We start from the raw sequence: 22,086 nt of genomic DNA, 5'->3' as shown, positions 1-22,086 counted from the left end.
AAAAACCCGCCGGCGGCGGGTTGGTTTTATCAGTAAAGCGAAGGCTCGCCTTCCGGACGGGTCTTGAAGCGGCGATGCAGCCACATGTATTGGTCCGGCGCCATCAGGATCTCTTTTTCCACCACTTTATTCATGAAGGCGGCGGCGTCGAGTTCATTATCCAGCGGGAAGTTTTCCACCGCCGGCTGCATGATCAACTCATACCCTTTGCCGTCCGGCAGGCGACGCGGGGTGAACGGAATGATCGCCGGTTTACCCATTCGCACCAGCACATAGCTGCCGGTGGTGGTGGCGGCTTTGTCCACGGCGAACAGCGGCACGAAAACGCTGCTGCGCGGGCCGTAGTCGTGATCCGGCGCATACCAGATGATATCGCCCTGTTTCAGGGCACGGATCATGCCTTTGACGTCCTTGCGATCCAGCATCGACTTGTTGGAACGCATGCGTCCCCAGGTTTGCAGCCAGTCCATCAGCTTGTTGTCGTGCGGGCGGTAAACGCCGATGCCCGGGTTGTGAATGCCGAAGATGCGCGCGCCCAGCTCCAGCGTCAAAAAGTGCAGGCCAATCAGCAGCACGCCCTGCTGGTTGTCGCGCGCTTTTTGGATATGCTCCAGGCCGCTGACCTTGAACCAGCGCTCGATGCGCCAGTTGGGCCAGAACCACGCCATGCCGGTTTCAAACAGCCCCATGCCGACCGATTCGAAATTCTTTACCACCAGCGCATCGCGTTCGGCCTGCGGCATGTCGGGAAAACAGAGCTCGAGGTTGCGTTGGGCGATAGCGACGCGCCGCTTGAGAAAGCGCATGGAAAATCGCCCAATCGAGGTGCCGAGCCAGTAGATGACGGGGTAAGGCAGCAACACCAGCAGATACAGCAAGCCGATGCCGACCCAGGTCAGCCAGTAGCGCGGGTGCAATAAGGAGCGATTGAAAGTAGGAACTTGAGTCATGGGTTCTCTGTTTGAATACGGTTGTTTAAGTGTAATGACAGCGTCATCGCACGGTCTGGCAGCCGGGTGAACTCGGCGGCAAGGTTCGTTTCTGCCGTTTGTTTGCGACTATTGTGGCATTTTTCTGGCGATCCGGGAAAACACAACGCATTAAAATCCCTTTTGGGGCGTTAAATATGCATCGAACGCCGAATTTTTCCACAATCTTTCCTGCCAAAGATAATGGCGATATTATTGTCGGTAATTGTTTAGAGGGTAAATATGTTGGCATCATGGATCAGTGCGGGGCTGCTGGTGTTGGGTGCGGCGGTCGGCAGCGTCGGCGCACATCTGCAGATGAACGCGATATTGGCGCTTGCCGGCGTAATGATGGCGCTCGGTATGGTGGCCTCCGCGTTTACCGAAGGCGGCGGGCGCTGAACGGGGCGCTGCGCCAGGGCTGCGCGGCGGCGGTTTTTCGGGTATGATGTGCGCCGCGCGTGGGCCTGCTGGCTGCGCGCGGTAATCAGTCATCTCCCGAAAGACAGGAAAGTACACCATGCCAGTGTTACATAACCGAATTTCTAATGAGGAACTGAAGGCGCGCATGCTGGCGGAAACCGAGCCGCGCACCACAGTTTCTTTTTACAAATACTTCTCCATCGACGATCCCAGGGCGTTTCGCGACAGCCTGTACGTTCAGTTTGAAAAGCTGAAGGTGTTTGGCCGCATCTACGTGGCGAAAGAGGGCATCAACGCGCAGATCAGCGTGCCGCAGCATAACTTCGACGCGTTCAAAGCCGCGCTGTTCGCCTCGCACCCGGCGCTGGATCAGGTACGCCTGAATATCGCGCTCGAAGACGACGGCAAATCCTTCTGGGTGCTGCGCCTCAAGGTGCGTGAGCGTATCGTGGCCGACGGCATCGATGACGAAAGTTTCGATCCGAGCAACGTCGGCGAGTATCTACAGGCCGAGCGCGTCAATCAGATGATCGACGATCCGAATACGGTATTTGTCGATATGCGCAACCACTATGAGTACGAAGTCGGCCACTTCGAAAACGCCATCGAGGTGCCGTCGGATACCTTCCGCGATCAGTTGCCGATGGCGGTGGAGATGCTGCAGGACAGCAAAGACAAGAATATCGTCATGTACTGCACCGGCGGCATTCGCTGTGAAAAAGCCAGCGCCTATATGCTGCACAACGGTTTTAAAAACATCTACCACGTGGAAGGCGGGATCATCGAATACACCCGCAAAGCGAAAGAACAGGGGTTGCCGCTGAAGTTTATCGGCAAAAACTTCGTGTTCGATGAGCGCATGGGCGAGCGCATCTCCGACGATGTGATCGCCAACTGCCACCAGTGCGGAGCGCCGTGCGACACTCATACCAACTGCAAGAACGACGGCTGCCATCTGCTGTTCATTCAGTGCCCGAGCTGCGCCGCCAAGTTTGAAGGATGCTGCAGCGAGATTTGCCGCGAAGAGCTGAAGCTGCCGCGCGAAGAGCAGCGCGCGCGCCGTGCCGGCCGTGAAAATGGCGTCAAGATCTTCAATAAGTCGAAAGGCTTGCTGCAGACCACGATGCACATTCCGGCACCGGAAGAAGAAGGCCCAGCCCGCTGAGCCTGAGGAAATGAGAAGCCCGGCCGCCAAGCCGGGCTTTTTTTTTATTTCTCGCGCACGCCTTCTACGGAGATGATCAGCTCAACGTCTTGCGACGCCGGGCCCAGATCGGTGGTGATGCCGAAATCTTTCAGCTTGATCTTGCCGTTGGCTTCAAAGCCGGCGCGGTAGCCGCCCCACGGATCGTTGCCCTGGCCAATCAGTTTGGCGTCCAGCGTAACCGGTTTGGTGACGCCGTTCAGCGTCAGGTTGCCGACCACCGCATAACCGTCGCCGTTTTTCTTCACTTCGGTGGATTCAAACTTGGCCTGCTTGTTCTTCTCCACGTTGAGGAATTCGGCGCTGCGCAGGTGCTTGTCGCGCTCGGCATGGTTGGTGTCGACGCTGGCGGTATTGATGGTCACGTTGACCTTGTCCTTCGAAGGATCTTTTTCGTCGAAGGTGAAGCCGCCGTCGAAGTCTTTAAAGCTGCCGTACAGCCAGCTGTAGCCCAGATGCTGGATGCGGAACTCGATAAAGGCGTGCTGGCCCTGTTTGTCGATCTTGTAGTCCGCCGCCAGTGCGGAACCGGCGCTCAGCAGCAGGGCGCCTGCGGTCAGGCCCAATACGGTCTTTTTCAACATAGCAATCTCCATAAATCCAAAGGTTAATCGGCGCTGCTACCCAGCATCCGTTTCAAAGTGACATCACGATCGATAAAGTGATGTTTAAGCGCGGCCAGCCCGTGCAGTACCGAGAGCACTACCACGGCCCAGGCCAGGTAAAGGTGTATGGCGCCGGCGGTGTCGGCCTGTTCCGCCATGCCGGTCACGGTGGCGGGCACGTCGAACCAGCCGAATACGCTGATCGGTTGGCCGTCGGCGGTGGAGATCAGATAGCCGCTGATCAGAATGCCGAACAGCACGGCGTACAGCGCCAGATGCGCGAGGATGGCGCTGACGCGAGTGAGGCGGCCATAGCTGGCCAGCGGCTTGGGTGGCGGTGAGACAAAGCGCCAGATCACGCGGATCACCATCACGATGAACAGCAGCGTGCCGATGCTTTTGTGGATCTCCGGCGCCTGGTGGTACCAGACGTCGTAATAGCCCAGCGTGACCATCCACAGGCCGAGCGCGAACATGCCGTACACCGTCAACGCCACCAGCCAGTGGATCAACACTGACACATGGCCGAAACGATCGGCGGTATTTTTCCAGAGCATCCTGTTTCCTTCGATTACCGATTGGCTGGCTGCAATAATTAAACTTTAGGAAACATAAAATCAATAATAAATTTAACTATGTTACTTCTTAGAAATATTAGTCAGTGAATTTGTTTGAGATGTTCGTGAACCTTCAGATAAATCGTTGAAGATGATATTGTTTCTCTCGCCCGGTGATTGTGCTAGTTGTTGAAAATTAGGCTTATTATCTATTAATGTCAGCTTTTGTCATTTTACGTAAACCTCGCGTGAGTTGCCCGGTGAGATTATTTGTTGGCAAAGGTTATGCCTATTTTTTGCGGCACAGAGCAGGGCGGAAAGATTAACGTTGTCGAACGGTTTTGCTAAATCCCCTGCGGTGCAGCGGCGGATTTTGCTACCATTAGCGCCAAGAGACGGCCCCATGAGGCCGGTTAACCCAGTGAAATAACAAGGAAACGTCATGGGCCGAACCCGCGTGACCGACAGCAGCCTGCGTCTGGCCGTCCTGCTGGCGATGTTGGTGATCATTTTGGCCGGGGTGAAAGCCGCCGCCGACATCGTGGTGCCGTTTTTGCTGGCGGTATTTCTCGCTATGGTGTTGAACCCGCTGGTGGCGATGCTGGAACGCAAGCGGGTGCCGCGTATCGTCGGGGTGACGCTGCTGCTGACGGCGGTGATCGTGGTCGTGATGCTGTTTATCGGCATGCTGGGTGCTTCGCTGAACGAATTCGCCCGCTCGCTGCCGCAGTACCGCGGCATGATGATCGAGAAGCTGCGCGAGCTGCAGCATTACGCCGATCGCTTCAATATCAGCCTCTCCAGCGAAGCGATGCTGCAGTATGTCGATCCCAGCGCGGCGATGAATCTGGTCACCCGCATGCTGGGGCACCTGTCTGGCGCCATGACCAACGTCTTCCTGCTGCTGATGACCGTGGTGTTTATGCTGTTCGAAGTGCAGCTGCTGCCTTACAAGCTGCAGCAGGCGCTGGATAAGCCGAACGAGGGGCTCGCCGCGATGCGGCGGGCGCTGGACGGCGTGACGCGCTATCTGGTGATTAAAACCATCATCAGCCTGGCCACCGGGGTGATCGTCTGGATCTTCCTGGCGGCGGTCGGCGTGCGTTTTGCCTTTATCTGGGGGCTGCTGGCGTTTCTGCTCAACTATATTCCCAATATCGGCTCGGTGTTGGCCGCCATTCCGCCGCTGATTCAGGCGCTGCTGTTCAACGGATTGGGGGATGCGCTGGTGGTGGCGGGCGGCTTTATCGCTGTCAACATGGTGATCGGCAATATCCTCGAGCCGCGCGTGATGGGGCGCGGGCTGGGGCTGTCGACGCTGGTGGTGTTCCTGTCGCTGATCTTCTGGGGCTGGCTGCTCGGCCCGGTGGGCATGTTGCTGTCGGTGCCGCTGACGATCGTGGCGCGCATCGCGCTGGAGACCACCGAGGGCGGCTATCGGCTGGCGGTTATCCTGGGGGACGGCCGCCCGCCGCGCCAGCCTCCGGCGGCGCCGGAGTGAGGCGAGTTTTATTGCCACGTTGGGGCGCGTGTTGTTAAGGCGTTTTGAATAGGCCACCCAATGGTGGCTTGACGCTTCTACTGTTAGTGCATACTGAGAACATTGGCTATTCAGCAAAAAAACTACAACCACTTAAACCACTTTACATAGGCGACACAAACGACAATGGCCCAGATGAGGGTGAGATAAAAACCAAAGTTTGGGAACACTGAAACAAAAATGACCCCGCCGACCATAATGAGTACGATAGGGATTAGGTAAGCGAATGAGTTACCCAGCCATTCAATCAACCACTTCATTTTGTGAGCACCCAAAGTTCAGAAAGATTTTCTATTTTACTCCTAAAGACTATATGGGTAACAACAGGAATATCACTTCGGCAAGTTAGTGGCATCCAAGGGTTCGTAAAATTTATCTTTATCCATATAATTTTCAATATATATAATGCGGTAGTGATTAATGACAGGAATTACGGATGATATAGCTAGTGAAATACTTTTACGAGAACAGTGATAACTGTTGTACATACCAAGAAAAGCGGTAGAGTACATAAATGTACCAAGCATAAGGATATGTGCATGTTGATAATGAGGATGAGTTACAACGATCTTTCAAAAAACGGAGGAGAAGCGAAGCTCCACGTCTATGGGCTAGGTACTTTCCCCGTTTTTTCTGGTAGGCAGCCGTACACAAATGATCCCAACTGTACCTACATTGAGAACAGTGCAATACCTGTTGGTCGTTATTGGGTGGTTGACAGACCGAGAGGTAGTCTAGCCAATCAAGTCCGTTCGTGGGTACTTGACCAGTACACAGGAAACGATCATAGCGACTGGTTAGCTCTGTTCAGTGCTCAAACAATGAGTGACAGCATGTTTGTAAATAAGATCGCACGTGGTAGTTTTAGATTGCATCCGCTCAGACCCGATGGCCGCGGTTATAGTGAAGGGTGCATTACGTTTGTGAGTCGTCTGGAGTTTTACAAGGTCCGTCGCTTCATCCTTGGAATGAAGCTTATTAGAGTTCCTGGGGCACGCAGTACGTTGATGACCTATGGTTTTGTTGATGTGCAAGGGGAGAGCAAGTTTGAAAAATGCATCGCTCGTTAAGAATATAATACTGTATATTGCATGTTTCATTACTGCTTTCTGTTTCTCTCGCCATGGGATGCCACTGTATGGCTTAACGTCACTCATCATCGATACCTCTCAACAACTCTTTGGCAGGTATCAAACAGGTTTCTATGAAATGGACGCAGATCCACTAACATTCAGCACACTGATATTCACTGTGGCTCTCTATGCCTTGGTTATATTCGGTTTGGTAAAGATGGCATTAAGACAATTCAGATAAATACAGAATGTCCGATGTGTTAATAAAAGGGCATCTTACCACTAATAAGTTAGTATTACCGGAAAAGTCGTCTTTTCCTCCATTAGATTTTATTTATTGGAAGCCCCATTGAATAATGGTTCATCCATCGCAATCGTCTCCGATGCTGCCGGAGTGAGGAAGATTTTTCCGCTCACGCCGGGTTGTGCGGCATGCTGCAGCGCCGCTGCGTACTGATGCAAAGGATAAATCGCGGCGGGTGGGCGCAGCGCCAGCTGGCCGCGCCGCAGCAGCTGGAACAACTGATAAAACGCCGTCTGCCATTGCGCCGGCGCCGCCTGTGCGTTCCATTTGCGCAGGTGGAACAGCGAAGCGCGCAGCTTTAACTCGTCCACCACGCGCCGCCAGTCTACCTGGCGGCCGCTCAGCAGGCCCAGCGCCACAAAATCGCCGCCGGAGCGCACCGCCCGCGCCAATTGCAATCCGTCTTCTCCACCGATGCAGTCGATGGCCGCACGGGCGCCAAAATTCGTCATTTCCACCAGCTGCGGCGCTTCGATAACGCGCCAGGCGCCGGCGGCCAGTAAAGCCTGGCGATGAGCGGCGTTGCGCACCACGACCGCCAGACGAATGCCGCGCAGCGCCGTCAGCTGCGCCAGCAGCAGGCTGACAGCGGAGCCGCCGCCGTTGAGCAGCAGTACGTCGCCGGCGTTGAGCGGCAGCCATTGCGTCAACAGCACCCAGCAGGTGAGCGGATTGATATAGATTTGCGCTGCGCAGGCGTCGTCGATGTCGTCCGGCACCCAGACCACCCGATCCTCAGGCAGCGTGACGAAGGTTTGCCAACTGCCGTTACCCGCTACCGCCAGCGCGCGTCGGCCCGTTGAATGCCCATTCTGCGAATTGACGATGATGCCTACGCCTTCATATCCCGGCACCTGCGGCAGGGCGGTGCGGTGCGCGTATTGGCCGTGGATCGGGATCAGATCGGAAGGGTTGATCGGGGCATAGCGCATCTGCAATAACCGCTGCCCGGGGCGCAGCAGCGGTCTGCTCATCTGCTGCAATTCCAGCACCTGGGTGGGATCGCCGAAGCGGCTGAAGCTCAATCGGGGAAATAACGGCGGCATGGCTTACATGACGAAGAAGAAATAGACATCCAACGCCAGCAGCACCAGCCACAGACAAAGGTAAAGCACCAGGTGCTCACGCACATTGTTGACGATAGCCGCCAGTATTCGGTTTAACATTTCAGCCGCCTGAAGAGAAGGACCCTTGATTATAGTCCTTTTCTCGGCGTCTTTTACAGCGCGCCGCGCGTGAGTGCTGGAAGAGCGGCGATAAAAAAGCCTGCGTTATCGCAGGCTTGATGTTATACCGCCAGCAGCGCCAGCGGCGTCGAATTGGTTGGCGTGCTCGGTGGGTAGAAATAGCGCAGCACGTTATACAGCGAGTAGAACTCCAGCCGGTTGCGCGCGTTGATCTTCTCCGTGATGTGACGCTTGTGCACGTACACCGTATGCGAGCTGATCTGCAGCTTTTTCGCGATACGGTAGTTGGGCATTTCCGCCATCCAATATTTCATTACCGTCAGTTCCTGTGGGCTGAACAGGGAACGCTCTTCGCCGTCATCGGCCAGCGCCAGCGGATTTTCGCGCAGCGTGCGTAAGGTGAGCGGCAGAATGCTTTTATTGAACAGAAAGGCATTATCGGCAATGCGCATTGGCGCTTCGCTGTAAGGATAAGGTGTATCGAGATAGATAAACAGCAAGGCGGACTGGCTGGCTTCCATAAATGCCTGCAGCTGTACGTCCGCTTCGTTATAGCGGCATTGGTTGCTGAGGTTCACCAGAATGTGGCTCGGCTGAAAGCTGGCCAACAGCGGCGTAGCGTATTCAATGCTGTGGCAGCACTTGATCGTCGTAATCCCACTATCAGCAAAGTAGCTGGCTATACCGACCCGGGTGAAGCAGCATTCGTCCACGACAAGTAGTTTCATGGTGACGTCCCTGTTGAAAGCCGATGGAGCATATCTTCTGTAAAATAGGACTTACACTGCAAGTGTTCAATTCGGAAATTCAAATGCTGAATGCAAGAAATTTCCGTTATCAGAATTTTTACTTGGTATTTAAAAGAGTTAGCAGGTTAATAAATTGTAACCGGCAGATTTCGCTGTCCAGGGCGCGACGGGAACGTGGACAGCGAAATCCTTCGCTTAGCTGAATCGCTTCAGACCAAAGCTGGAGAGGTCAACCGGCGGCGCTTTGTCCTGCGCGAACAGCGCGGCGATCTCGCCCAGTGCGCTGGCGAACTTGAAGCCGTGGCCGCTCAATCCGCTGATGACCATCAGGCGATCGCAATCCGGCAGGGTATCGATAATAAAATCTTCGTCGGGGCTCATATCATAACTGCAGGCTTCGCCGTGTAAACATACGCCTACACCCGGCAAAAATTGCCGCAGGAAGGAGAAAACTTCCGTGCCGTCGCTGGCGTAGCTGCCGAAGGGTTTGCGCTGTTCGGGGGTATCCATCGGCTGGCCGCCGTCGTGTTTGCCCACTTTCAGGCCATCGTTATCCGCCGGGAAGCCGTAATAGTGCGTGCCGTCCTGCGCTTCGACGGTAAAGGCCGGAAAGCGATTGTTCACGCTGTAGCGGCCGTCCGCCTGATGCCAGGAGAATACCTTGCGCAATGGCGCGATAGGCAGCTGCGGCAACAGCGCTTTCACCCAGGTGCCTGCGGTGACCACCGCTTTTCGCGCCGTGAAACGCCCTTCGCCGGTGACGATCTCAACGCCGCCATCAATCGGGTTCACCGCGCTGACCGGGCAGTTGAACAGCTGGCTGCAGCCGGCCTCTTTCGCCAGTTTGATCAGGCTGGCAACCGCCAGTTCGGAGCGCAGGAAGCCGGCGTCTGGCTCGAAGACGCCGACGTAACCTTCCGGCGCGCGGAATTCCGGCCAGCGTTGAGCGATCTGTTCGGCGCTGAGGGTTTGCGCATTCAGGCGAAACTTTTGCGCGCTCTGCTGAGCATTGCGAATGAATTCGGAGTGCTGCGGCCCCAGGTTGAGTACGCCGCACGACTGGAACAGTTCTTCACCGGATTGCTGAATCAGCGCATTCCACAGCGCCTGCGCACGCAGCACCAGCGGCACGTACTTTTCACCTTCGCCGTAAGCGTGACGAATGATGCGGGTATCGCCGTGATGGCTGCCGTTGCGGTGTGGAGGAATGGCGCTGTCGATCATCAGCGCTTTCAAGCCGGCCCGGCTAGCGTAATACCCTGCCGCCGCGCCGACTGAACCGCTGCCCACCACGATCAAATCATATTCCACGTGCCCACCCTCTCTGATAGCAATTGCTTATCGCCCCATGATAAAAGGTTGGCGAGCGCAATGCACTGATTGAACGGTGAAAGGCAAAGAAAAAGGCGCCGGGAACGGTCACGGCGCCTTAGGGTTAGGGGACGATGAATCAATGTTTTCTGCGATCAAGATCCTGGTAATCCGTAGCTTCAATCTTGGCGATGCCGGCCTCTAAAATATTGATTAATTGACGGGCGACATCTGTAGTCAGCCAAAGCGTTCGGTCTACTTGGGCTTCTTCGGGCGTTTGGTCTAGTGAAGACAGGTAATGAAGGCGTATCATCATGGCGTCGTAAACGTCGACAGTACTGATATCCCAACCGACAAGCGGGTGCGTCTGAATTACTTCATCATTTCTGTCCATAAAGACCCCTTATTGAGTAGTAACTACCGTGAGTGACTAACGAGGATCAATGCGGCTCATCATCATGAGAGCAATTACAGTATACGCATCCGCTTTCAACGGTGGAGAGGGTTGTCACCGAAATTTGCAAAATAAATATTTATTTGAACAATTATTCTACAAATTTGTATGTGCAGTAGTGGATGAGCAGAGCGCAGCGCGTTATTCCGCGTCGGCAGGCGGCGATGCGCCATGCAGACATTTTTCCAGCTCTTCGGCCAAATGGGCGAAATGCTTTTGCGTTTCGGCATCGCGATTCTGGCTGTGCGATTCCAGTTTCAGGCTGTGGATCAGCCGTTGGTTGGCTTTGTCATCCAGGCTGAAGGCCAGATAAGAAAAAGCCACTTCCAGTACGTTCAAGCGCCTTTTCTGATCGGCTATCAGCGCCAGCAGTTCGCCAAACGTCATTGCGTCTTCGGATTTCACCTTGTCCGGGGCCATGCTAACTCCTTTGCGTTAAATACAGCGCTGAGGCGGATTTTGTTCCAGAGTAAGGGTAAGCGATGAATGGGCAGGGCGCCAGAAACAAAAAAGCCGGAGAGCGACCCCCGGCAAAAACAGCATTGCAGTGTTATTCTGCGCTAAACCATTCGTCTGCGCTTTCCCAGGTTTCCTGAAGGATTTCCTCGATCAGATCCCGGTCGGTTTTGGCGCCCCCCAGCACGGAGAGCCCGTTGGCGCCGGCATAACGTACATGCACGACGGCGTCTGGAAACTGGCGGTTGACCCGCTTGCCCAGTTCTCCGGTCAGCGCCTCAATGGCGCCCGCCGGCAGCGGCCGGGTTTTATCTATAGTGACTTCAACACGCATAATTGCCCCCGAAGCGATTTACTGTTTATTTATACAGTTAACCGAGTGCGGGGGCAAGAGGGCGAAGCAAAAATATCAGTCTTTCAGCGACCAGTTCAGGGTTTCACCCGCCAGGAAGGGGATCACGGATTCATTGCCGAGGGCGATCTCTTCCGGCTGGGTGGTTGGCACGCGCTGCAGTTCGATGAAGTCTTCGTTGAGCGGCAGGCCATAGAAGCGCGGGCCGTTGAGCGAACAGAAGGCTTCAAAGTGTTCCAACGCGCCGAGTTGTTCGAACACGGCGGCGTAAGCCGGGATGGCATTCGGCGCGTTGAAGCAACCGGCGCAGCCACAGCTGGACTCTTTACGGTGCTTGAGGTGCGGCGCGGAGTCGGTGCCAAGGAAGAAGCGGTCCGAGCCGCTGGCCACCGCCTGACGCAGCGCCTCCTGGTGGACATTGCGCTTGAGGATCGGCAAGCAGAACAGGTGAGGGCGAATGCCACCGACCAGCATGTGGTTGCGGTTGAACATCAGGTGCTGCGGCGTGATGGTGGCGCCAAGGAAACGATTGCCTGCCTGCACATATTGCGCCGCTTCCTTGGTGGTGATGTGCTCGAAGACGATCTTCAGCTCAGGGAAATGCTGGCGAATCGGTTCCATCACCTGTTCGATAAAGCGCGCCTCGCGGTCGAAGATATCGACGGCGGGATCGGTCACTTCGCCGTGGATCAGCAAAGGCATGCCGATTTTTTGCATCTGTTCGAACAGCGGGTAAATACCGGTCACGTCGCTGACGCCGTGGCTGGAGTTGGTGGTGGCGTTAGCCGGATACAGCTTGGCGGCAGTAAACACCCCTTGCTCGAAGCCGTTGACCAGTTCACTGGCCGCCAGGGAGTTGGTCAGGTAGCAGGTCATCAGCGGAGTGAAGTTGTGCCCCTGCGGGACCGCCGCCAGAATGCGATCGCGGTAGGCGCGCGCGGCGGCCACGGTCGTTACGGGCGGAACCAGGTTCGGCATCACGATCGCCCGGCCAAATACCTGACTGGTATAGGGCACCACCGTTTTCAGCATTTCATCGTCACGCAGGTGGATATGCCAGTCGTCTGGGCGGCGGATTTTCAGAACTTGAGGTTGTGCGGTCATCTAGCTAGGCTCCGGCGGTCAAATACGTCTAATGAAAAGCGAATAATGGGTTTATTCACGCCGGGGTGTAAGGATAAGCGGAAAGTGCCGCAGATGCATCTGTTTGTTGCCGACAAGTTGAAATCAATAGCGCGGCGGGCGCATAGTAACCGGGATTTCAACGATGCCGACGCCAATACCGTCGACCTTCATCAAGTGGAAAGGGAGAAAGCAATGGAAGTACGCGTTATCGCCATCCTGCAAGCGAAAGCGGGATTTGAAGCCGCCGTCAGCGAAGCGGTGCACGACATTATCGAGCCGAGCCGCCAGGAGTTGGGCAACCTGCAATATGACTTGCATCGCGATCTGGAAAAGCCGGGTGTTTTCGTGTTCTTTGAGCGTTGGGCCAGCAGCGAAGCGCTGGATAAGCATAATGAGACGGCGCATTTTCAGCAGTTCGTCAGCCGGCTTGACGGCAAGCTGGATGTTCTGGACATCAAAAAACTGAAGAAGATCGCCTGAGTATTTTACAGGCAAGAAAAAACCCGCCGATGGCGGGTTTTTTTAGGGTTGCAGATTAACTTATTCGTTAACCGGCTGCGGTTTGGTGGCCGGCGCGGTTGCCTGGCTCACCGCCGAATGGCCGCCTGCGGAGCCTTTGCCTTCGAAGTTGAAGGAAGGGCGCTGCCAGTCGCTGTGCTTGCGTTCTTCCGGCACATAGGCTGGTGCCGGCGCTTTGGTCATCGGCGCAGTGGCGATGTGTTTGTACAGCACGTTCTGCACGGCTTTCACCGGCGCCGGCTGCTGAGCAACCACTGGCGCAGGGGCTGTTTCCACCGGAGCGGCTTCCACGGCCGCCGCCGTAGGTGCAGCTTCTACCACTGGCGTTTCTTTCGCTGGCGTGGCTTCTACCGGCGCAGTTTCGACCACAGGCTCGTCCTCGACCGACTTAGCTTCAACCACAGGCTCTGCAGCAACGGTTTCAACTACCGGCTCGGCTTCCACTGCCGGGGCAGTCTCTTCCACTTTCGGCTCTTCAACCGCGGCTTCCGCCGGCGCCGGGGTTTCCTCGGCCGGGATAGCAACGGCAGGCGCTACGGCTGCAGCTTCTTCCGTGACGGTGACGGCGGCAGTTTCAACGGCGGCTTCTGGTGCCGGTTCGTTGACGCTGGCCGCGGCCTGGGTTTCTTCCACGGCAACGTTGTGTTGTTCAACCGCTGCGGCGACAACCGGTGCCTGCTCTACGGCTTCGGTCTGCACTTCGGCTTCTTCAACCTGAGCGACCGGGTAGCTTACCCAGACTTTGCCCGATGCCATTTCCGGCGAAGCGAACGCGCCCGCCAGCGGCATTGGAGATTGCAGCGGGTAACGCTCATCGCGGTAACGACGGCGGCGCTGGCCGCTGACGCGCAGGTGGCGCGGTGAACGGCGGGAACGGCGCGGCATGCCTTCGCCGCGGCTTTCGCCCTGGGCATCGTCTTCCGGCTGTGCGGCAACGGTTTCCGGCAGCAGCTTGACACTGTTGTCGGCGGTCGGCTGCGCGTCTTCGGCTTTCGATACCGGCGCTTTCGGCGCCAACAGCTCTTCCGCTGCGCGCTGCAGCTCTTCTTCGGCAGACAGGATACGCACTTTCTGCGTCAGCGTGCGGCGCTGACGGCGCTGCATGTTCTGCTGCTGACGTTCTTCCTGCTCTTCGTCGGTGCTCTCGACCGCTTCAACGCTTTCCAGCGCTTTCACTTCCTGCTGAGCCTGACGTTTCTCTTCCTGACGGCGACGCTGGCGTTCAGCGCGCTGCTCACGGCGTTGCTGCTGATCTTCGCGCGGCGCTTTAGCGTTTTCTTCCGAAGCGGTTTCCTCCGCTACCGGCGCGTTCTGCTGCTGGTTGCGGCGGTTACGACGCTGCTCATCGCGGGACTCACGCGATTCACGGCCTTCACGGTTCTCACGTGGTTCACGGTTGTCGCGCTCGCGATTGTCACGGCCTTCACCGCGCTCTTTACGCTCGCCGCGTTCCGGACGATCGCCACGGTCGCTACGCTCACCGCGCTCTTTACGGCCGGTGCCTTGACGGCGCTGACCGCGACGATCCTGACGACGGTTTTCACCGTTGCCTTCCGCTTTCGGCGTTTCGGCCGGTTTGGCTTCTTCGACGGCAGGTTGTTCTTCACCGGCGAACAGGCTCTTCAGACCACCGAACAGGCGACCCAGGAAGCCCGGCTTGGCGGCGGCCGGCGCTGCGGCTTTCGCCTTGGCGGCGGCAGCGACAGGTTTGGCCACGGCGACGGGCTCTTCAGCCGGCGGCGGCGCATCGGCGGACAGCGAGAAGGAAGCCAGGGCCGGTTGCTCCGGACGCTTGCGTTCCATCGGCGCATCTTCCAGCGGGCGCTCCATGTCTTCTTCGTGCAGCTTCGGCAGCAGGTAGCTGAGGGTAGAGGTTTCCTCGCCCTTGCGCACGCGCAGCACCGAGTAGTGCGGGGTTTGCATCTGATCGTTCGGCACGATGACGGCTTTCACGCCGCCCTGGCGTTTTTCGATCGCGCTGACGGATTCGCGCTTTTCGTTCAGCAGGTACGAAGCGACCTGAACCGGCACGATAGCGTGAACTTCTTTGGTGTTTTCCTTCAGCGCTTCTTCTTCGATCAGGCGCAGAATGGACAGCGCCAGCGATTCGTTGTCGCGAATGGTGCCGGTGCCGTTACAGCGTGGGCACACGTGGTGGCTGGACTCGCCCAGCGACGGGCTGAGGCGCTGACGCGACATTTCCAGCAGGCCGAAGCGGGAGATGCGGCCGATTTGGATGCGCGCGCGGTCTTGGCGCACGGCGTCACGCAGGCGGTTTTCCACTTCGCGCTGGTGGCGTACCGGCGTCATGTCGATGAAGTCGATGACGATCAGGCCGCCGAGGTCGCGCAGGCGCAGCTGGCGAGCGATCTCGTCCGCCGCTTCCAGGTTGGTGTTGAACGCCGTCTCTTCGATGTCGCCGCCGCGGGTTGCGCGTGCGGAGTTGATGTCGATGGCGGTCAGCGCTTCGGTGCTGTCGATGACGATCGAGCCGCCGGACGGCAGGCGCACTTCGCGCTGGAAGGCGGATTCGATCTGCGATTCGATCTGATAGTGGCTGAACAGAGGAATTTCACCGCTGTACAGTTTGATTTTGCTGCTGAAATCCGGGCGACCCAGCGCAGCGATGTGCTCTTTGGCCAGATCGAGAATTTTCGGGTTGTCGATCAGGATTTCGCCGATGTCCGGGCGCAGGTAGTCGCGGAAGGCGCGCACGATAACGTTGCTTTCCTGGTGGATCAGGAATGGCGCAGGGCGGCCTTCGGCGGCTTTTTTAATCGCTTCCCAGTGCTTCAGACGGAAGGAAAGATCCCACTGCAGCGCGTCGGCAGATTTGCCTACGCCCGCGGTGCGAACGATCAGGCCCATGCCGTCCGGCAGCTGCAGCGAGGAGAGCGCTTCTTTCAACTCGGTGCGATCGTCACCCTCGATGCGGCGAGAAATACCGCCGGCGCGCGGGTTGTTCGGCATCAACACCAGATAGCTGCCCGCCAGGCTGATGAAGGTGGTCAAGGCGGCGCCTTTGTTGCCACGTTCTTCTTTGTCTACCTGAACAATGACTTCCTGGCCTTCGCGCAGCACATCTTTGATGTTCGGGCGACCATGGGAAGAGTAATTGCTAGGGAAGTATTCGCGGGCGATTTCTTTAAGGGGGAGGAAACCATGTCGTTCTGCGCCGTAATCCACGAACGCTGCTTCAAGACTTGGTTCAATGCGGGTGATTTTGCCTTTGTAAATATTCGCTTTTTTCTGCTCATGACCCGGACTTTCGATATCCAAATCATACAGCCGCTGTCCATCTACGAGGGCAACACGCAACTCTTCCTGCTGAGTTGCGTTAATCAACATTCTTTTCATCTTAACTTACTCGTTATTTTTACATTATCGACAAAGCTGCGGGCAAAATAACCTCATGGCCGGAGTTAAACCGAAAGCCCCGTGTCTTCTCGCAAAGTCGTCAACCTCACGGTTGTCGCCTGCATAGGGGCGCATTATCTCGGTAAGCCTGCTTTTCTTTGTGAAAGACAGCACTTTTACTAGGGGAATAGCCTCTGATTTACGTCGACAGATCTGATTCCATTTGCCGGCCAAGCTGCAACCCGCAGCCCGCTAATTGTTTGATTTCGCATTACGTCTTACGCCATTGCTGCGTTTTTGCGCGATCAGACAAATTTTATAATTCCACCGTTTTCCCTGTTTAACGAGAATCAACGCGGAAAGTGACTGCATTATTCCACTGCTGATGCCGTTATAGCAAGGTGACTTTTCCTTAACTGCGGAAGAAATCGCAAACGTTCAAATCGGCTTGCTGCCTTATTGTCCGCTGGGGTTTCGCCCGCCGTCAGAGAGACAGTTAAGCACAGAAAAAGATGTGGCGCTATTCACGCGCTCTATTTAGAATCCCGCACCATGAAAACGAACAATCCAGCAGTACAATTCATCACGATTTCCGACGACGAAGCCGGTCAGAGAATCGACAACTTTCTGCTCGCTCGCCTGAAAGGCGTACCGAAGAGCATGATTTATCGCATCGTGCGCAAAGGCGAGGTGCGGGTCAATAAAGGGCGCATCAAGGTTGAATACAAATTGGCGGCCGGCGACGTGGTGCGCGTGCCGCCGGTGCGGGTGGCCGAGCGCGAAGAGACGCCGGTGTCGGCCAAGCTGGATAAGGTGGCGGCGCTGGCCGACTGTATTCTGTATGAAGACGACCACCTGTTGATCCTCAACAAGCCTTCCGGCACCGCGGTGCACGGCGGCAGCGGCCTGAGCTTCGGCGTGATCGAAGGGCTGCGCGCGCTGCGCCCGGAAGCCCGCTTCCTCGAGCTGGTGCACCGTTTGGATCGCGATACCTCCGGCGTGCTGTTGGTGGCCAAGAAGCGTTCCGCGCTGCGTTCGCTGCATGAGCAACTGCGGCTGAAGGGCATGCAGAAGGATTATCTGGCGCTGGTGCGCGGCCAGTGGCAATCGCACTGCAAGGCCGTACAGGCGCCGCTGCTGAAAAATATTCTGCAAAGCGGCGAACGTATCGTACGTGTCAATAGCGAAGGCAAGCCTTCGGAAACCCGCTTCAAGGTAGAAGAGCGTTACGAATTCGCCACCCTGGTGAAGGCCAGCCCGATCACCGGGCGTACTCACCAGATCCGCGTGCACACTCTGCATGCCGGGCACCCGATCGCCTTTGACGATCGCTACGGCGATCGCGAGTTCGATCGTCAACTGGCGGGCACCGGCCTGAAGCGGTTGTTCCTGCACGCTGCGGCGCTGCGCTTTGAGCATCCGGCCACCGGCGAAACGATGCGCATCGAAGCGCCGATGGACGAAGAACTGCGCCACTGCCTGCAGGTGCTGCGCCGGCAGGCGGCCAAGTAATCTGCGTCACACCAGCGGGTTGATGCCTTCAGCCCGCAACATGTCCAACAGCGCGATCAACGGCAGGCCGATCAGGGCGTTCGGATCCCGGCCTTCCAGCCTGTCGAACAGCGCGATCCCCAATCCCTCGCTCTTGAAACTGCCTGCGCAGTTCAGCGGTTGCTCCAGACGCACATAGGCGGCTATCTCCGCTTCGCTTAGCGCGCGAAAATGCACGTGAAACGGCTCGCACAAGGCTTGCAGCTGCTTGCTGCGGCCGTTGTACAGCGCCAGGCCGGTATAGAAAGTCACGGCCTGGCCGCTGGCCTGCCGCAGCTGCGCGCGGGCGTTTTCCTCGGTATGGGGCTTGCCGGTGATGTTGCCATCGATCACGCAGACCTGATCGGAGCCGATGATCAGATGCTCGGGATAGGCGAGGGCCAACGCCTGAGCCTTCGCCGCCGCCAGGCGCAGCACCAGCGCTTCGGCGCTTTCGCCGGGCAAGGGGGTTTCATCCACCTCCGGTGCGGCGCAGTCGAACGGCAGCTGCAGCTTCTCCAGCAGCATTTTTCGATAGGGGGAGGTGGAGGCTAAAAGCAATCTCTGCATAATTTTTTTCGCAAACCGTAGCGTAAATGGGTACGGCATTTTAAACTGTCGGCCGCTGTGGAAGCGAATATTGGTGAAAGGAGCCGTTTTACGGCCTTTTTCTTTGACTCTATGTCGTTACAAAGTTAATATGCGCGCCCTATGCAAAAGGTAAAATTACCCTTGACCATTGATGCGGTACGTACCGCTCAGAAACGCCTGGACTATGCTGGTGTCTATGCGCCTGAGCAGGTTACTCGTGTTGCCGACTCCGTGGTCAGTGTGGACAGTGATGTCGAGGTGTCGTTGTCGTTCAATATCGACAATCAACGCCTCGCGGTGATAACAGGGCATGCGGACGTCACGGTAACGTTGATGTGCCAACGCTGTGGAGTCCCGTTCGAACATCAGGTTCACACAACATATTGTTTTAGCCCGGTCGTCAATGATGAGCAGGCTGAGGCATTACCGGAAGCGTACGAACCGATCGAAGTTGACGAGTTTGGCGAAGTCGATCTGTTGGCAATGATTGAAGACGAAATTATTCTTTCACTGCCTGTCGTTCCGGTACATGAATCTGAACACTGTGAAGTGTCCGAAGCGGACATGGTATTTGGCCAACTGCCTCCCGAGGCGGAGAAACCGAATCCGTTTGCCGTATTAGCCAGTTTAAAGCGTAAGTAATTGAGGAGTAAGGTCCATGGCCGTACAACAGAATAAACCAACCCGTTCCAAGCGTGGCATGCGTCGTTCTCACGATGCTCTGACCACGACTACTCTGTCTGTAGACAAAGTATCCGGTGAAACTCACCGTCGTCACCACATCACTGCCGACGGTTTCTACCGCGGTCGCAAGGTTATCGGCTAAGTAGCGATACCTTGACTCGTCTAACCCTGGCGTTAGATGCAATGGGCGGGGACTTCGGTCCCTGCGTCACAGTGCCTGCTTCGTTGCAGGCACTGGCCTCTAATTTACAGCTTCATCTCCTGCTGGTCGGCAATCCCGACGTCATCTCTCCCTTGCTTGCCCACGCCGATCCGGTTCTTCTGGAGCGTCTGCAAGTCGTGCCCGCCGAGTCCGTGATCGCCGGCGACGCCAAACCTTCACAAGCGATACGCGCCAGTCGCGGCACGTCGATGCGCATTGCGCTCGAGCAACTCAGCAGCGGAAACGCGCAGGGGTGCGTCAGCGCCGGCAATACCGGGGCGCTGATGGGATTGGCGAAGCTGTTGGTCAAGCCGCTGGAAGGCATCGAGCGCCCGGCGCTGATGACGGCGATCCCGAACCAGCAACGCAGCAAAACCGTGGTGCTGGATCTGGGCGCCAACGTTGAGTGCGACAGCACCATGCTGGTGCAGTTTGCCGTGATGGGCGCGGTGATGGCGGAAGAGGTGATCGGCATTGCGCAACCGCGGGTGGCGCTGCTGAATATTGGCGAAGAAGAGACCAAAGGCCTGGATAATATCCGCGAAGCGGCCGCTGTGCTAAAAAATACTCCGGCAATCAACTATATTGGTTACCTGGAAGGAAACGAACTGCTCACCGGCAAGACTGACGTGTTGGTTTGTGATGGCTTCGTGGGCAACGTCACCCTGAAAACCATGGAAGGGGTGGTCAGGGTGTTCTTATCGCTGCTGAAATCGTCCGGCGACGGAAACAAGCGAGCGTGGTGGCTGAAATTGTTGGGCCGTTGGTTGCAAAAACGGGTGGTTAAGCGGTTCGGCCACCTGAACCCCGACCAGTATAATGGCGCATGTCTGTTAGGATTGCGCAGCACCGTAGTCAAGAGCCACGGCGCTGCGAACCCTCACGCGTTTGCAGTCGCAATCGAACAGGCTGTGCAGGCGGTGCAGCGGCAAGTCCCGGAAAGGATTGCTGCGCGCCTTGAGGCTGTATTACCTAAGAGTGACTGATCGTACATGTATACAAAGATTCTCGGTACGGGGAGTTATTTGCCCGTACAAGTGCGCACCAATGCTGATTTGGAAAAAATGGTGGATACCTCTGACGAGTGGATCGTCACGCGTACCGGTATCCGCGAACGTCGCATCGCCGCCGCGGATGAAACCGTTGCGACGATGAGCTTCCAGGCCGCTGAAAAAGCGCTGGAAATGGCAGGTGTGGCTAAAGAAGACATCGGGCTGATCGTGGTGGCGACCACCACGAATACGCACGCGTTCCCGAGCGCGGCGTGCCTGGTGCAAGACATGCTGGGTATCAAAGACTGCGCGGCGTTCGATCTGGCTGCGGCCTGCGCCGGCTTTACTTACGCGCTCAGCGTGGCCGATCAGTACGTGAAAAACGGCGCGGTCAAACATGCGTTGGTGATCGGCGCAGATCTGTTGTCACGCACGCTGGATCCTGAAGATCGCGGCACCATCATCCTGTTTGGTGATGGCGCAGGGGCGGTGGTGCTGGGGGCGTCTGAAGAGCCGGGCATTCTGTCTACCCATCTGCATGCCGACGGCAGCTACGGCAACCTGCTGACGCTGCCATATAAGGATCGCCAGAATCAAGACAAGCCGGCCTATGTCACCATGGCGGGCAACGAAGTCTTCAAGGTTGCGGTCACCGAGCTGGCGCGCATCGTCGACGAGACGCTGCAGGCCAACAACATGGACCGCAGCGAGCTGGATTGGCTGGTGCCGCACCAGGCCAACCTGCGCATCATCAGCGCAACGGCGAAAAAACTGGGCATGGGGATGGACAAAGTGGTGGTGACGCTCGATCGTCACGGCAACACCTCTGCCGCCTCGGTGCCTTCCGCACTGGACGAAGCCGTGCGCGACGGGCGAATTCAGCGTGGTCAACTGGTGCTGTTGGAAGCCTTCGGCGGCGGCTTTACCTGGGGCTCGGCGCTGGTTCGTTTCTGATTTGGACAGGAAGAAAAAATGACGCAATTTGCTTTTGTTTTCCCGGGTCAGGGGTCGCAGACCGTTGGCATGCTGGCCGAGTTGGCCGCACAGTTCCCGATCGTCGAAGAAACCTTCGGCGAGGCTTCTTCCTCCCTGGGTTACGACCTGTGGCAGCTGGTGCAGCAAGGTCCGGCGGAAGAACTGAACAAAACCTGGCAGACCCAACCGGCTCTGTTGGCCGCTTCGGTGGCGATTTTCCGCGTGTGGCAGCAGCAGGGCGGTAAAGCGCCTGCGCTGATGGCGGGCCACAGCCTGGGCGAGTACTCGGCGCTGGTCTGCGCCGGCGTGCTGGACTTCAAGGCGGCGATCCGTCTGGTCGAGCTGCGCGGCAAGCTGATGCAGGAAGCGGTGCCGGAAGGCACCGGCGCGATGTACGCCATCATCGGTCTGGACAACGACGCGATCGCCAAGGCGTGTGAAGAGTCCGCGCAGGGGCAGGTGGTTTCTCCGGTCAACTTCAACTCGCCGGGCCAGGTGGTCATCGCCGGCAACAAAGAAGCGGTTGAACGTGCGGGCGCCGCCTGTAAAGCCGCGGGCGCCAAACGTGCGCTGCCGCTGCCGGTGAGCGTGCCTTCGCACTGCGCGCTGATGAAACCGGCCGCCGACAAGCTGGCCGTGGCGCTGCAGGACATCACCTTCAACGCGCCTCAGGTGCCGGTGGTGAACAACGTCGACGTACGCACCGAAAACGATCCTGAAGCGATCCGCAGCGCGCTGGTGCGTCAGCTTTACAGCCCGGTGCGTTGGACCGAGAGCGTAGAATTTATCGCAGCACAGGGAGTGACGTCGCTGCTGGAAGTGGGGCCGGGCAAAGTGCTGACCGGTCTGACTAAACGTATTGTTGACACCCTGACGGCTGCGGCGGTGAACGACACCGCCAGCCTGTCGGCGGCGCTTGAACAATAAA

General features: G+C 57.1%; 24 protein-coding genes. 11 read left to right on the top strand and 13 right to left on the bottom strand.

Annotated features, from left to right (window positions below; translation table 11 throughout):
• Positions 1–29 precede the first annotated feature (29 nt).
• On the bottom strand, positions 30–950 hold the full coding sequence (locus ACOWVD_RS07510; RefSeq protein WP_015377426.1) for a Kdo(2)-lipid IV(A) acyltransferase: 921 nt from the start codon (positions 948–950) through the stop codon (positions 30–32).
• Positions 951–1,211: 261 nt separating this feature from the next.
• Here ACOWVD_RS07510 and ACOWVD_RS07505 point away from each other — a divergent pair, with 261 nt between their 5' ends.
• Together ACOWVD_RS07505 and ACOWVD_RS07500 are read left to right on the top strand one after the other, a co-directional pair.
• Positions 1,212–1,370 carry a hypothetical protein gene (locus ACOWVD_RS07505; protein ID WP_015377427.1) on the top strand — a complete coding sequence of 53 codons (159 nt, stop codon included), beginning with the start codon at positions 1,212–1,214 and terminating at the stop codon, positions 1,368–1,370.
• Between the two features lie 118 nt (positions 1,371–1,488).
• On the top strand, positions 1,489–2,556 hold the full coding sequence (locus tag ACOWVD_RS07500) for a rhodanese-related sulfurtransferase (RefSeq protein WP_031300131.1): 1,068 nt from the start codon (positions 1,489–1,491) through the stop codon (positions 2,554–2,556).
• A 44-nt stretch (positions 2,557–2,600) separates the two neighbouring features.
• Here the strand turns inward: ACOWVD_RS07500 and ACOWVD_RS07495 are convergent, their stop codons facing one another.
• Together ACOWVD_RS07495 and ACOWVD_RS07490 are read right to left on the bottom strand one after the other, a co-directional pair.
• A complete protein-coding gene (locus tag ACOWVD_RS07495) occupies positions 2,601–3,179 on the bottom strand; it encodes a YceI family protein (protein ID WP_015377429.1) in 579 nt (192 codons plus the stop codon).
• A 23-nt stretch (positions 3,180–3,202) separates the two neighbouring features.
• Complete coding sequence (locus tag ACOWVD_RS07490) at positions 3,203–3,757, bottom strand: cytochrome b (protein WP_004927830.1); 555 nt, start codon at positions 3,755–3,757, stop codon at positions 3,203–3,205.
• Positions 3,758–4,199: 442 nt separating this feature from the next.
• On the opposite strand from ACOWVD_RS07490, the gene ACOWVD_RS07485 reads away from it, so the two are divergent.
• Together ACOWVD_RS07485 and ACOWVD_RS07480 are read left to right on the top strand one after the other, a co-directional pair.
• Positions 4,200–5,258, top strand: coding sequence for an AI-2E family transporter (locus tag ACOWVD_RS07485; protein ID WP_021504908.1), 1,059 nt, complete (start codon positions 4,200–4,202; stop codon positions 5,256–5,258).
• A 593-nt stretch (positions 5,259–5,851) separates the two neighbouring features.
• Positions 5,852–6,367, top strand: coding sequence for a DUF2778 domain-containing protein (locus ACOWVD_RS07480; protein WP_239504290.1), 516 nt, complete (start codon positions 5,852–5,854; stop codon positions 6,365–6,367).
• A 333-nt stretch (positions 6,368–6,700) separates the two neighbouring features.
• On the opposite strand, the gene ACOWVD_RS07475 is transcribed toward ACOWVD_RS07480, so the two are convergent.
• From ACOWVD_RS07475 to pyrC, 8 genes are all read right to left on the bottom strand, one after another.
• Complete coding sequence (locus ACOWVD_RS07475; protein WP_421105563.1) at positions 6,701–7,720, bottom strand: zinc-dependent alcohol dehydrogenase family protein; 1,020 nt, start codon at positions 7,718–7,720, stop codon at positions 6,701–6,703.
• A 3-nt stretch (positions 7,721–7,723) separates the two neighbouring features.
• A complete protein-coding gene (locus ACOWVD_RS07470) occupies positions 7,724–7,840 on the bottom strand; it encodes a DUF2770 family protein (RefSeq protein ID WP_004927822.1) in 117 nt (38 codons plus the stop codon).
• A gap of 122 nt (positions 7,841–7,962) precedes the next feature.
• Positions 7,963–8,589, bottom strand: a complete 627-nt coding sequence (locus ACOWVD_RS07465; RefSeq protein WP_421105562.1) for a LuxR C-terminal-related transcriptional regulator — start codon at positions 8,587–8,589, stop codon at positions 7,963–7,965.
• Positions 8,590–8,805: 216 nt separating this feature from the next.
• Complete coding sequence (gene solA, locus ACOWVD_RS07460) at positions 8,806–9,921, bottom strand: N-methyl-L-tryptophan oxidase (RefSeq protein WP_306377382.1); 1,116 nt, start codon at positions 9,919–9,921, stop codon at positions 8,806–8,808.
• A gap of 139 nt (positions 9,922–10,060) precedes the next feature.
• A complete protein-coding gene (bssS, locus tag ACOWVD_RS07455; protein WP_004927812.1) occupies positions 10,061–10,315 on the bottom strand; it encodes a biofilm formation regulator BssS in 255 nt (84 codons plus the stop codon).
• A gap of 201 nt (positions 10,316–10,516) precedes the next feature.
• Positions 10,517–10,795, bottom strand: coding sequence for a hypothetical protein (locus ACOWVD_RS07450; protein WP_004927809.1), 279 nt, complete (start codon positions 10,793–10,795; stop codon positions 10,517–10,519).
• 130 nt (positions 10,796–10,925) lie between these two features.
• The gene (dinI, locus tag ACOWVD_RS07445; protein ID WP_015377444.1) at positions 10,926–11,165 is read right to left on the bottom strand and encodes a DNA damage-inducible protein I; all 240 of its coding nucleotides are present in this window, start codon (positions 11,163–11,165) and stop codon (positions 10,926–10,928) included.
• 75 nt (positions 11,166–11,240) lie between these two features.
• On the bottom strand, positions 11,241–12,287 hold the full coding sequence (pyrC, locus tag ACOWVD_RS07440; RefSeq protein WP_004927803.1) for a dihydroorotase: 1,047 nt from the start codon (positions 12,285–12,287) through the stop codon (positions 11,241–11,243).
• A gap of 213 nt (positions 12,288–12,500) precedes the next feature.
• Between pyrC and ACOWVD_RS07435 the strand changes: the two genes are divergently transcribed.
• Entirely contained in the window at positions 12,501–12,788 is a 288-nt protein-coding gene (locus ACOWVD_RS07435; RefSeq protein WP_049241748.1) for a putative quinol monooxygenase, read from the top strand.
• 60 nt (positions 12,789–12,848) lie between these two features.
• Here ACOWVD_RS07435 and rne read toward each other — a convergent pair whose 3' ends face one another.
• Complete coding sequence (rne, locus tag ACOWVD_RS07430; protein WP_306377384.1) at positions 12,849–16,184, bottom strand: ribonuclease E; 3,336 nt, start codon at positions 16,182–16,184, stop codon at positions 12,849–12,851.
• A gap of 552 nt (positions 16,185–16,736) precedes the next feature.
• On the opposite strand from rne, the gene rluC reads away from it, so the two are divergent.
• Positions 16,737–17,696 (top strand): 23S rRNA pseudouridine(955/2504/2580) synthase RluC, encoded by a 960-nt coding sequence (gene rluC, locus ACOWVD_RS07425; protein WP_015377448.1) that lies wholly within the window; start codon positions 16,737–16,739, stop codon positions 17,694–17,696.
• A 6-nt stretch (positions 17,697–17,702) separates the two neighbouring features.
• Here rluC and ACOWVD_RS07420 read toward each other — a convergent pair whose 3' ends face one another.
• Positions 17,703–18,284 (bottom strand): Maf family protein, encoded by a 582-nt coding sequence (locus tag ACOWVD_RS07420; protein WP_004927784.1) that lies wholly within the window; start codon positions 18,282–18,284, stop codon positions 17,703–17,705.
• Positions 18,285–18,425: 141 nt separating this feature from the next.
• Between ACOWVD_RS07420 and yceD the strand changes: the two genes are divergently transcribed.
• From yceD to fabD, 5 genes are read left to right on the top strand one after another with little or no spacing between them, the layout of a single operon-like run.
• Positions 18,426–18,947 carry a 23S rRNA accumulation protein YceD gene (yceD, locus tag ACOWVD_RS07415; RefSeq protein WP_004927780.1) on the top strand — a complete coding sequence of 174 codons (522 nt, stop codon included), beginning with the start codon at positions 18,426–18,428 and terminating at the stop codon, positions 18,945–18,947.
• Positions 18,948–18,963: 16 nt separating this feature from the next.
• Positions 18,964–19,131, top strand: a complete 168-nt coding sequence (gene rpmF, locus ACOWVD_RS07410) for a 50S ribosomal protein L32 (RefSeq protein ID WP_004927778.1) — start codon at positions 18,964–18,966, stop codon at positions 19,129–19,131.
• 11 nt (positions 19,132–19,142) lie between these two features.
• On the top strand, positions 19,143–20,177 hold the full coding sequence (plsX, locus tag ACOWVD_RS07405; RefSeq protein WP_004928717.1) for a phosphate acyltransferase PlsX: 1,035 nt from the start codon (positions 19,143–19,145) through the stop codon (positions 20,175–20,177).
• A 6-nt stretch (positions 20,178–20,183) separates the two neighbouring features.
• Positions 20,184–21,137 carry a beta-ketoacyl-ACP synthase III gene (locus ACOWVD_RS07400; protein WP_004928723.1) on the top strand — a complete coding sequence of 318 codons (954 nt, stop codon included), beginning with the start codon at positions 20,184–20,186 and terminating at the stop codon, positions 21,135–21,137.
• An 18-nt stretch (positions 21,138–21,155) separates the two neighbouring features.
• Positions 21,156–22,085, top strand: coding sequence for an ACP S-malonyltransferase (fabD, locus tag ACOWVD_RS07395; protein ID WP_060424707.1), 930 nt, complete (start codon positions 21,156–21,158; stop codon positions 22,083–22,085).
• Position 22,086: the final 1 nt, after the last annotated feature.

Source organism: Serratia sp. SA088, assembly GCF_049065515.1.
Taxonomy (GTDB): Bacteria; Pseudomonadota; Gammaproteobacteria; order Enterobacterales; family Enterobacteriaceae; genus Serratia; species Serratia nematodiphila.
This window is presented reverse-complemented; position numbering and strand designations above follow the sequence as displayed.

What these genes read in the sequence shown, in the direction of transcription:
- ACOWVD_RS07510 (WP_015377426.1), bottom strand. Translation starts at nt 950, where the DNA reads ATGACTCAAGTTCCTACTTTCAATCGCTCCTTATTGCACCCGCGCTAC.
- ACOWVD_RS07505 (WP_015377427.1), top strand. Translation starts at nt 1,212, where the DNA reads ATGTTGGCATCATGGATCAGTGCGGGGCTGCTGGTGTTGGGTGCGGCG.
- ACOWVD_RS07500 (WP_031300131.1), top strand. Translation starts at nt 1,489, where the DNA reads ATGCCAGTGTTACATAACCGAATTTCTAATGAGGAACTGAAGGCGCGC.
- ACOWVD_RS07495 (WP_015377429.1), bottom strand. Translation starts at nt 3,179, where the DNA reads ATGTTGAAAAAGACCGTATTGGGCCTGACCGCAGGCGCCCTGCTGCTG.
- ACOWVD_RS07490 (WP_004927830.1), bottom strand. Translation starts at nt 3,757, where the DNA reads ATGCTCTGGAAAAATACCGCCGATCGTTTCGGCCATGTGTCAGTGTTG.
- ACOWVD_RS07485 (WP_021504908.1), top strand. Translation starts at nt 4,200, where the DNA reads ATGGGCCGAACCCGCGTGACCGACAGCAGCCTGCGTCTGGCCGTCCTG.
- ACOWVD_RS07480 (WP_239504290.1), top strand. Translation starts at nt 5,852, where the DNA reads ATGAGTTACAACGATCTTTCAAAAAACGGAGGAGAAGCGAAGCTCCAC.
- ACOWVD_RS07475 (WP_421105563.1), bottom strand. Translation starts at nt 7,720, where the DNA reads ATGCCGCCGTTATTTCCCCGATTGAGCTTCAGCCGCTTCGGCGATCCC.
- ACOWVD_RS07470 (WP_004927822.1), bottom strand. Translation starts at nt 7,840, where the DNA reads ATGTTAAACCGAATACTGGCGGCTATCGTCAACAATGTGCGTGAGCAC.
- ACOWVD_RS07465 (WP_421105562.1), bottom strand. Translation starts at nt 8,589, where the DNA reads ATGAAACTACTTGTCGTGGACGAATGCTGCTTCACCCGGGTCGGTATA.
- bssS (WP_004927812.1), bottom strand. Translation starts at nt 10,315, where the DNA reads ATGGACAGAAATGATGAAGTAATTCAGACGCACCCGCTTGTCGGTTGG.
- ACOWVD_RS07450 (WP_004927809.1), bottom strand. Translation starts at nt 10,795, where the DNA reads ATGGCCCCGGACAAGGTGAAATCCGAAGACGCAATGACGTTTGGCGAA.
- dinI (WP_015377444.1), bottom strand. Translation starts at nt 11,165, where the DNA reads ATGCGTGTTGAAGTCACTATAGATAAAACCCGGCCGCTGCCGGCGGGC.
- pyrC (WP_004927803.1), bottom strand. Translation starts at nt 12,287, where the DNA reads ATGACCGCACAACCTCAAGTTCTGAAAATCCGCCGCCCAGACGACTGG.
- ACOWVD_RS07435 (WP_049241748.1), top strand. Translation starts at nt 12,501, where the DNA reads ATGGAAGTACGCGTTATCGCCATCCTGCAAGCGAAAGCGGGATTTGAA.
- rne (WP_306377384.1), bottom strand. Translation starts at nt 16,184, where the DNA reads ATGAAAAGAATGTTGATTAACGCAACTCAGCAGGAAGAGTTGCGTGTT.
- rluC (WP_015377448.1), top strand. Translation starts at nt 16,737, where the DNA reads ATGAAAACGAACAATCCAGCAGTACAATTCATCACGATTTCCGACGAC.
- ACOWVD_RS07420 (WP_004927784.1), bottom strand. Translation starts at nt 18,284, where the DNA reads ATGCAGAGATTGCTTTTAGCCTCCACCTCCCCCTATCGAAAAATGCTG.
- yceD (WP_004927780.1), top strand. Translation starts at nt 18,426, where the DNA reads ATGCAAAAGGTAAAATTACCCTTGACCATTGATGCGGTACGTACCGCT.
- rpmF (WP_004927778.1), top strand. Translation starts at nt 18,964, where the DNA reads ATGGCCGTACAACAGAATAAACCAACCCGTTCCAAGCGTGGCATGCGT.
- ACOWVD_RS07400 (WP_004928723.1), top strand. Translation starts at nt 20,184, where the DNA reads ATGTATACAAAGATTCTCGGTACGGGGAGTTATTTGCCCGTACAAGTG.
- fabD (WP_060424707.1), top strand. Translation starts at nt 21,156, where the DNA reads ATGACGCAATTTGCTTTTGTTTTCCCGGGTCAGGGGTCGCAGACCGTT.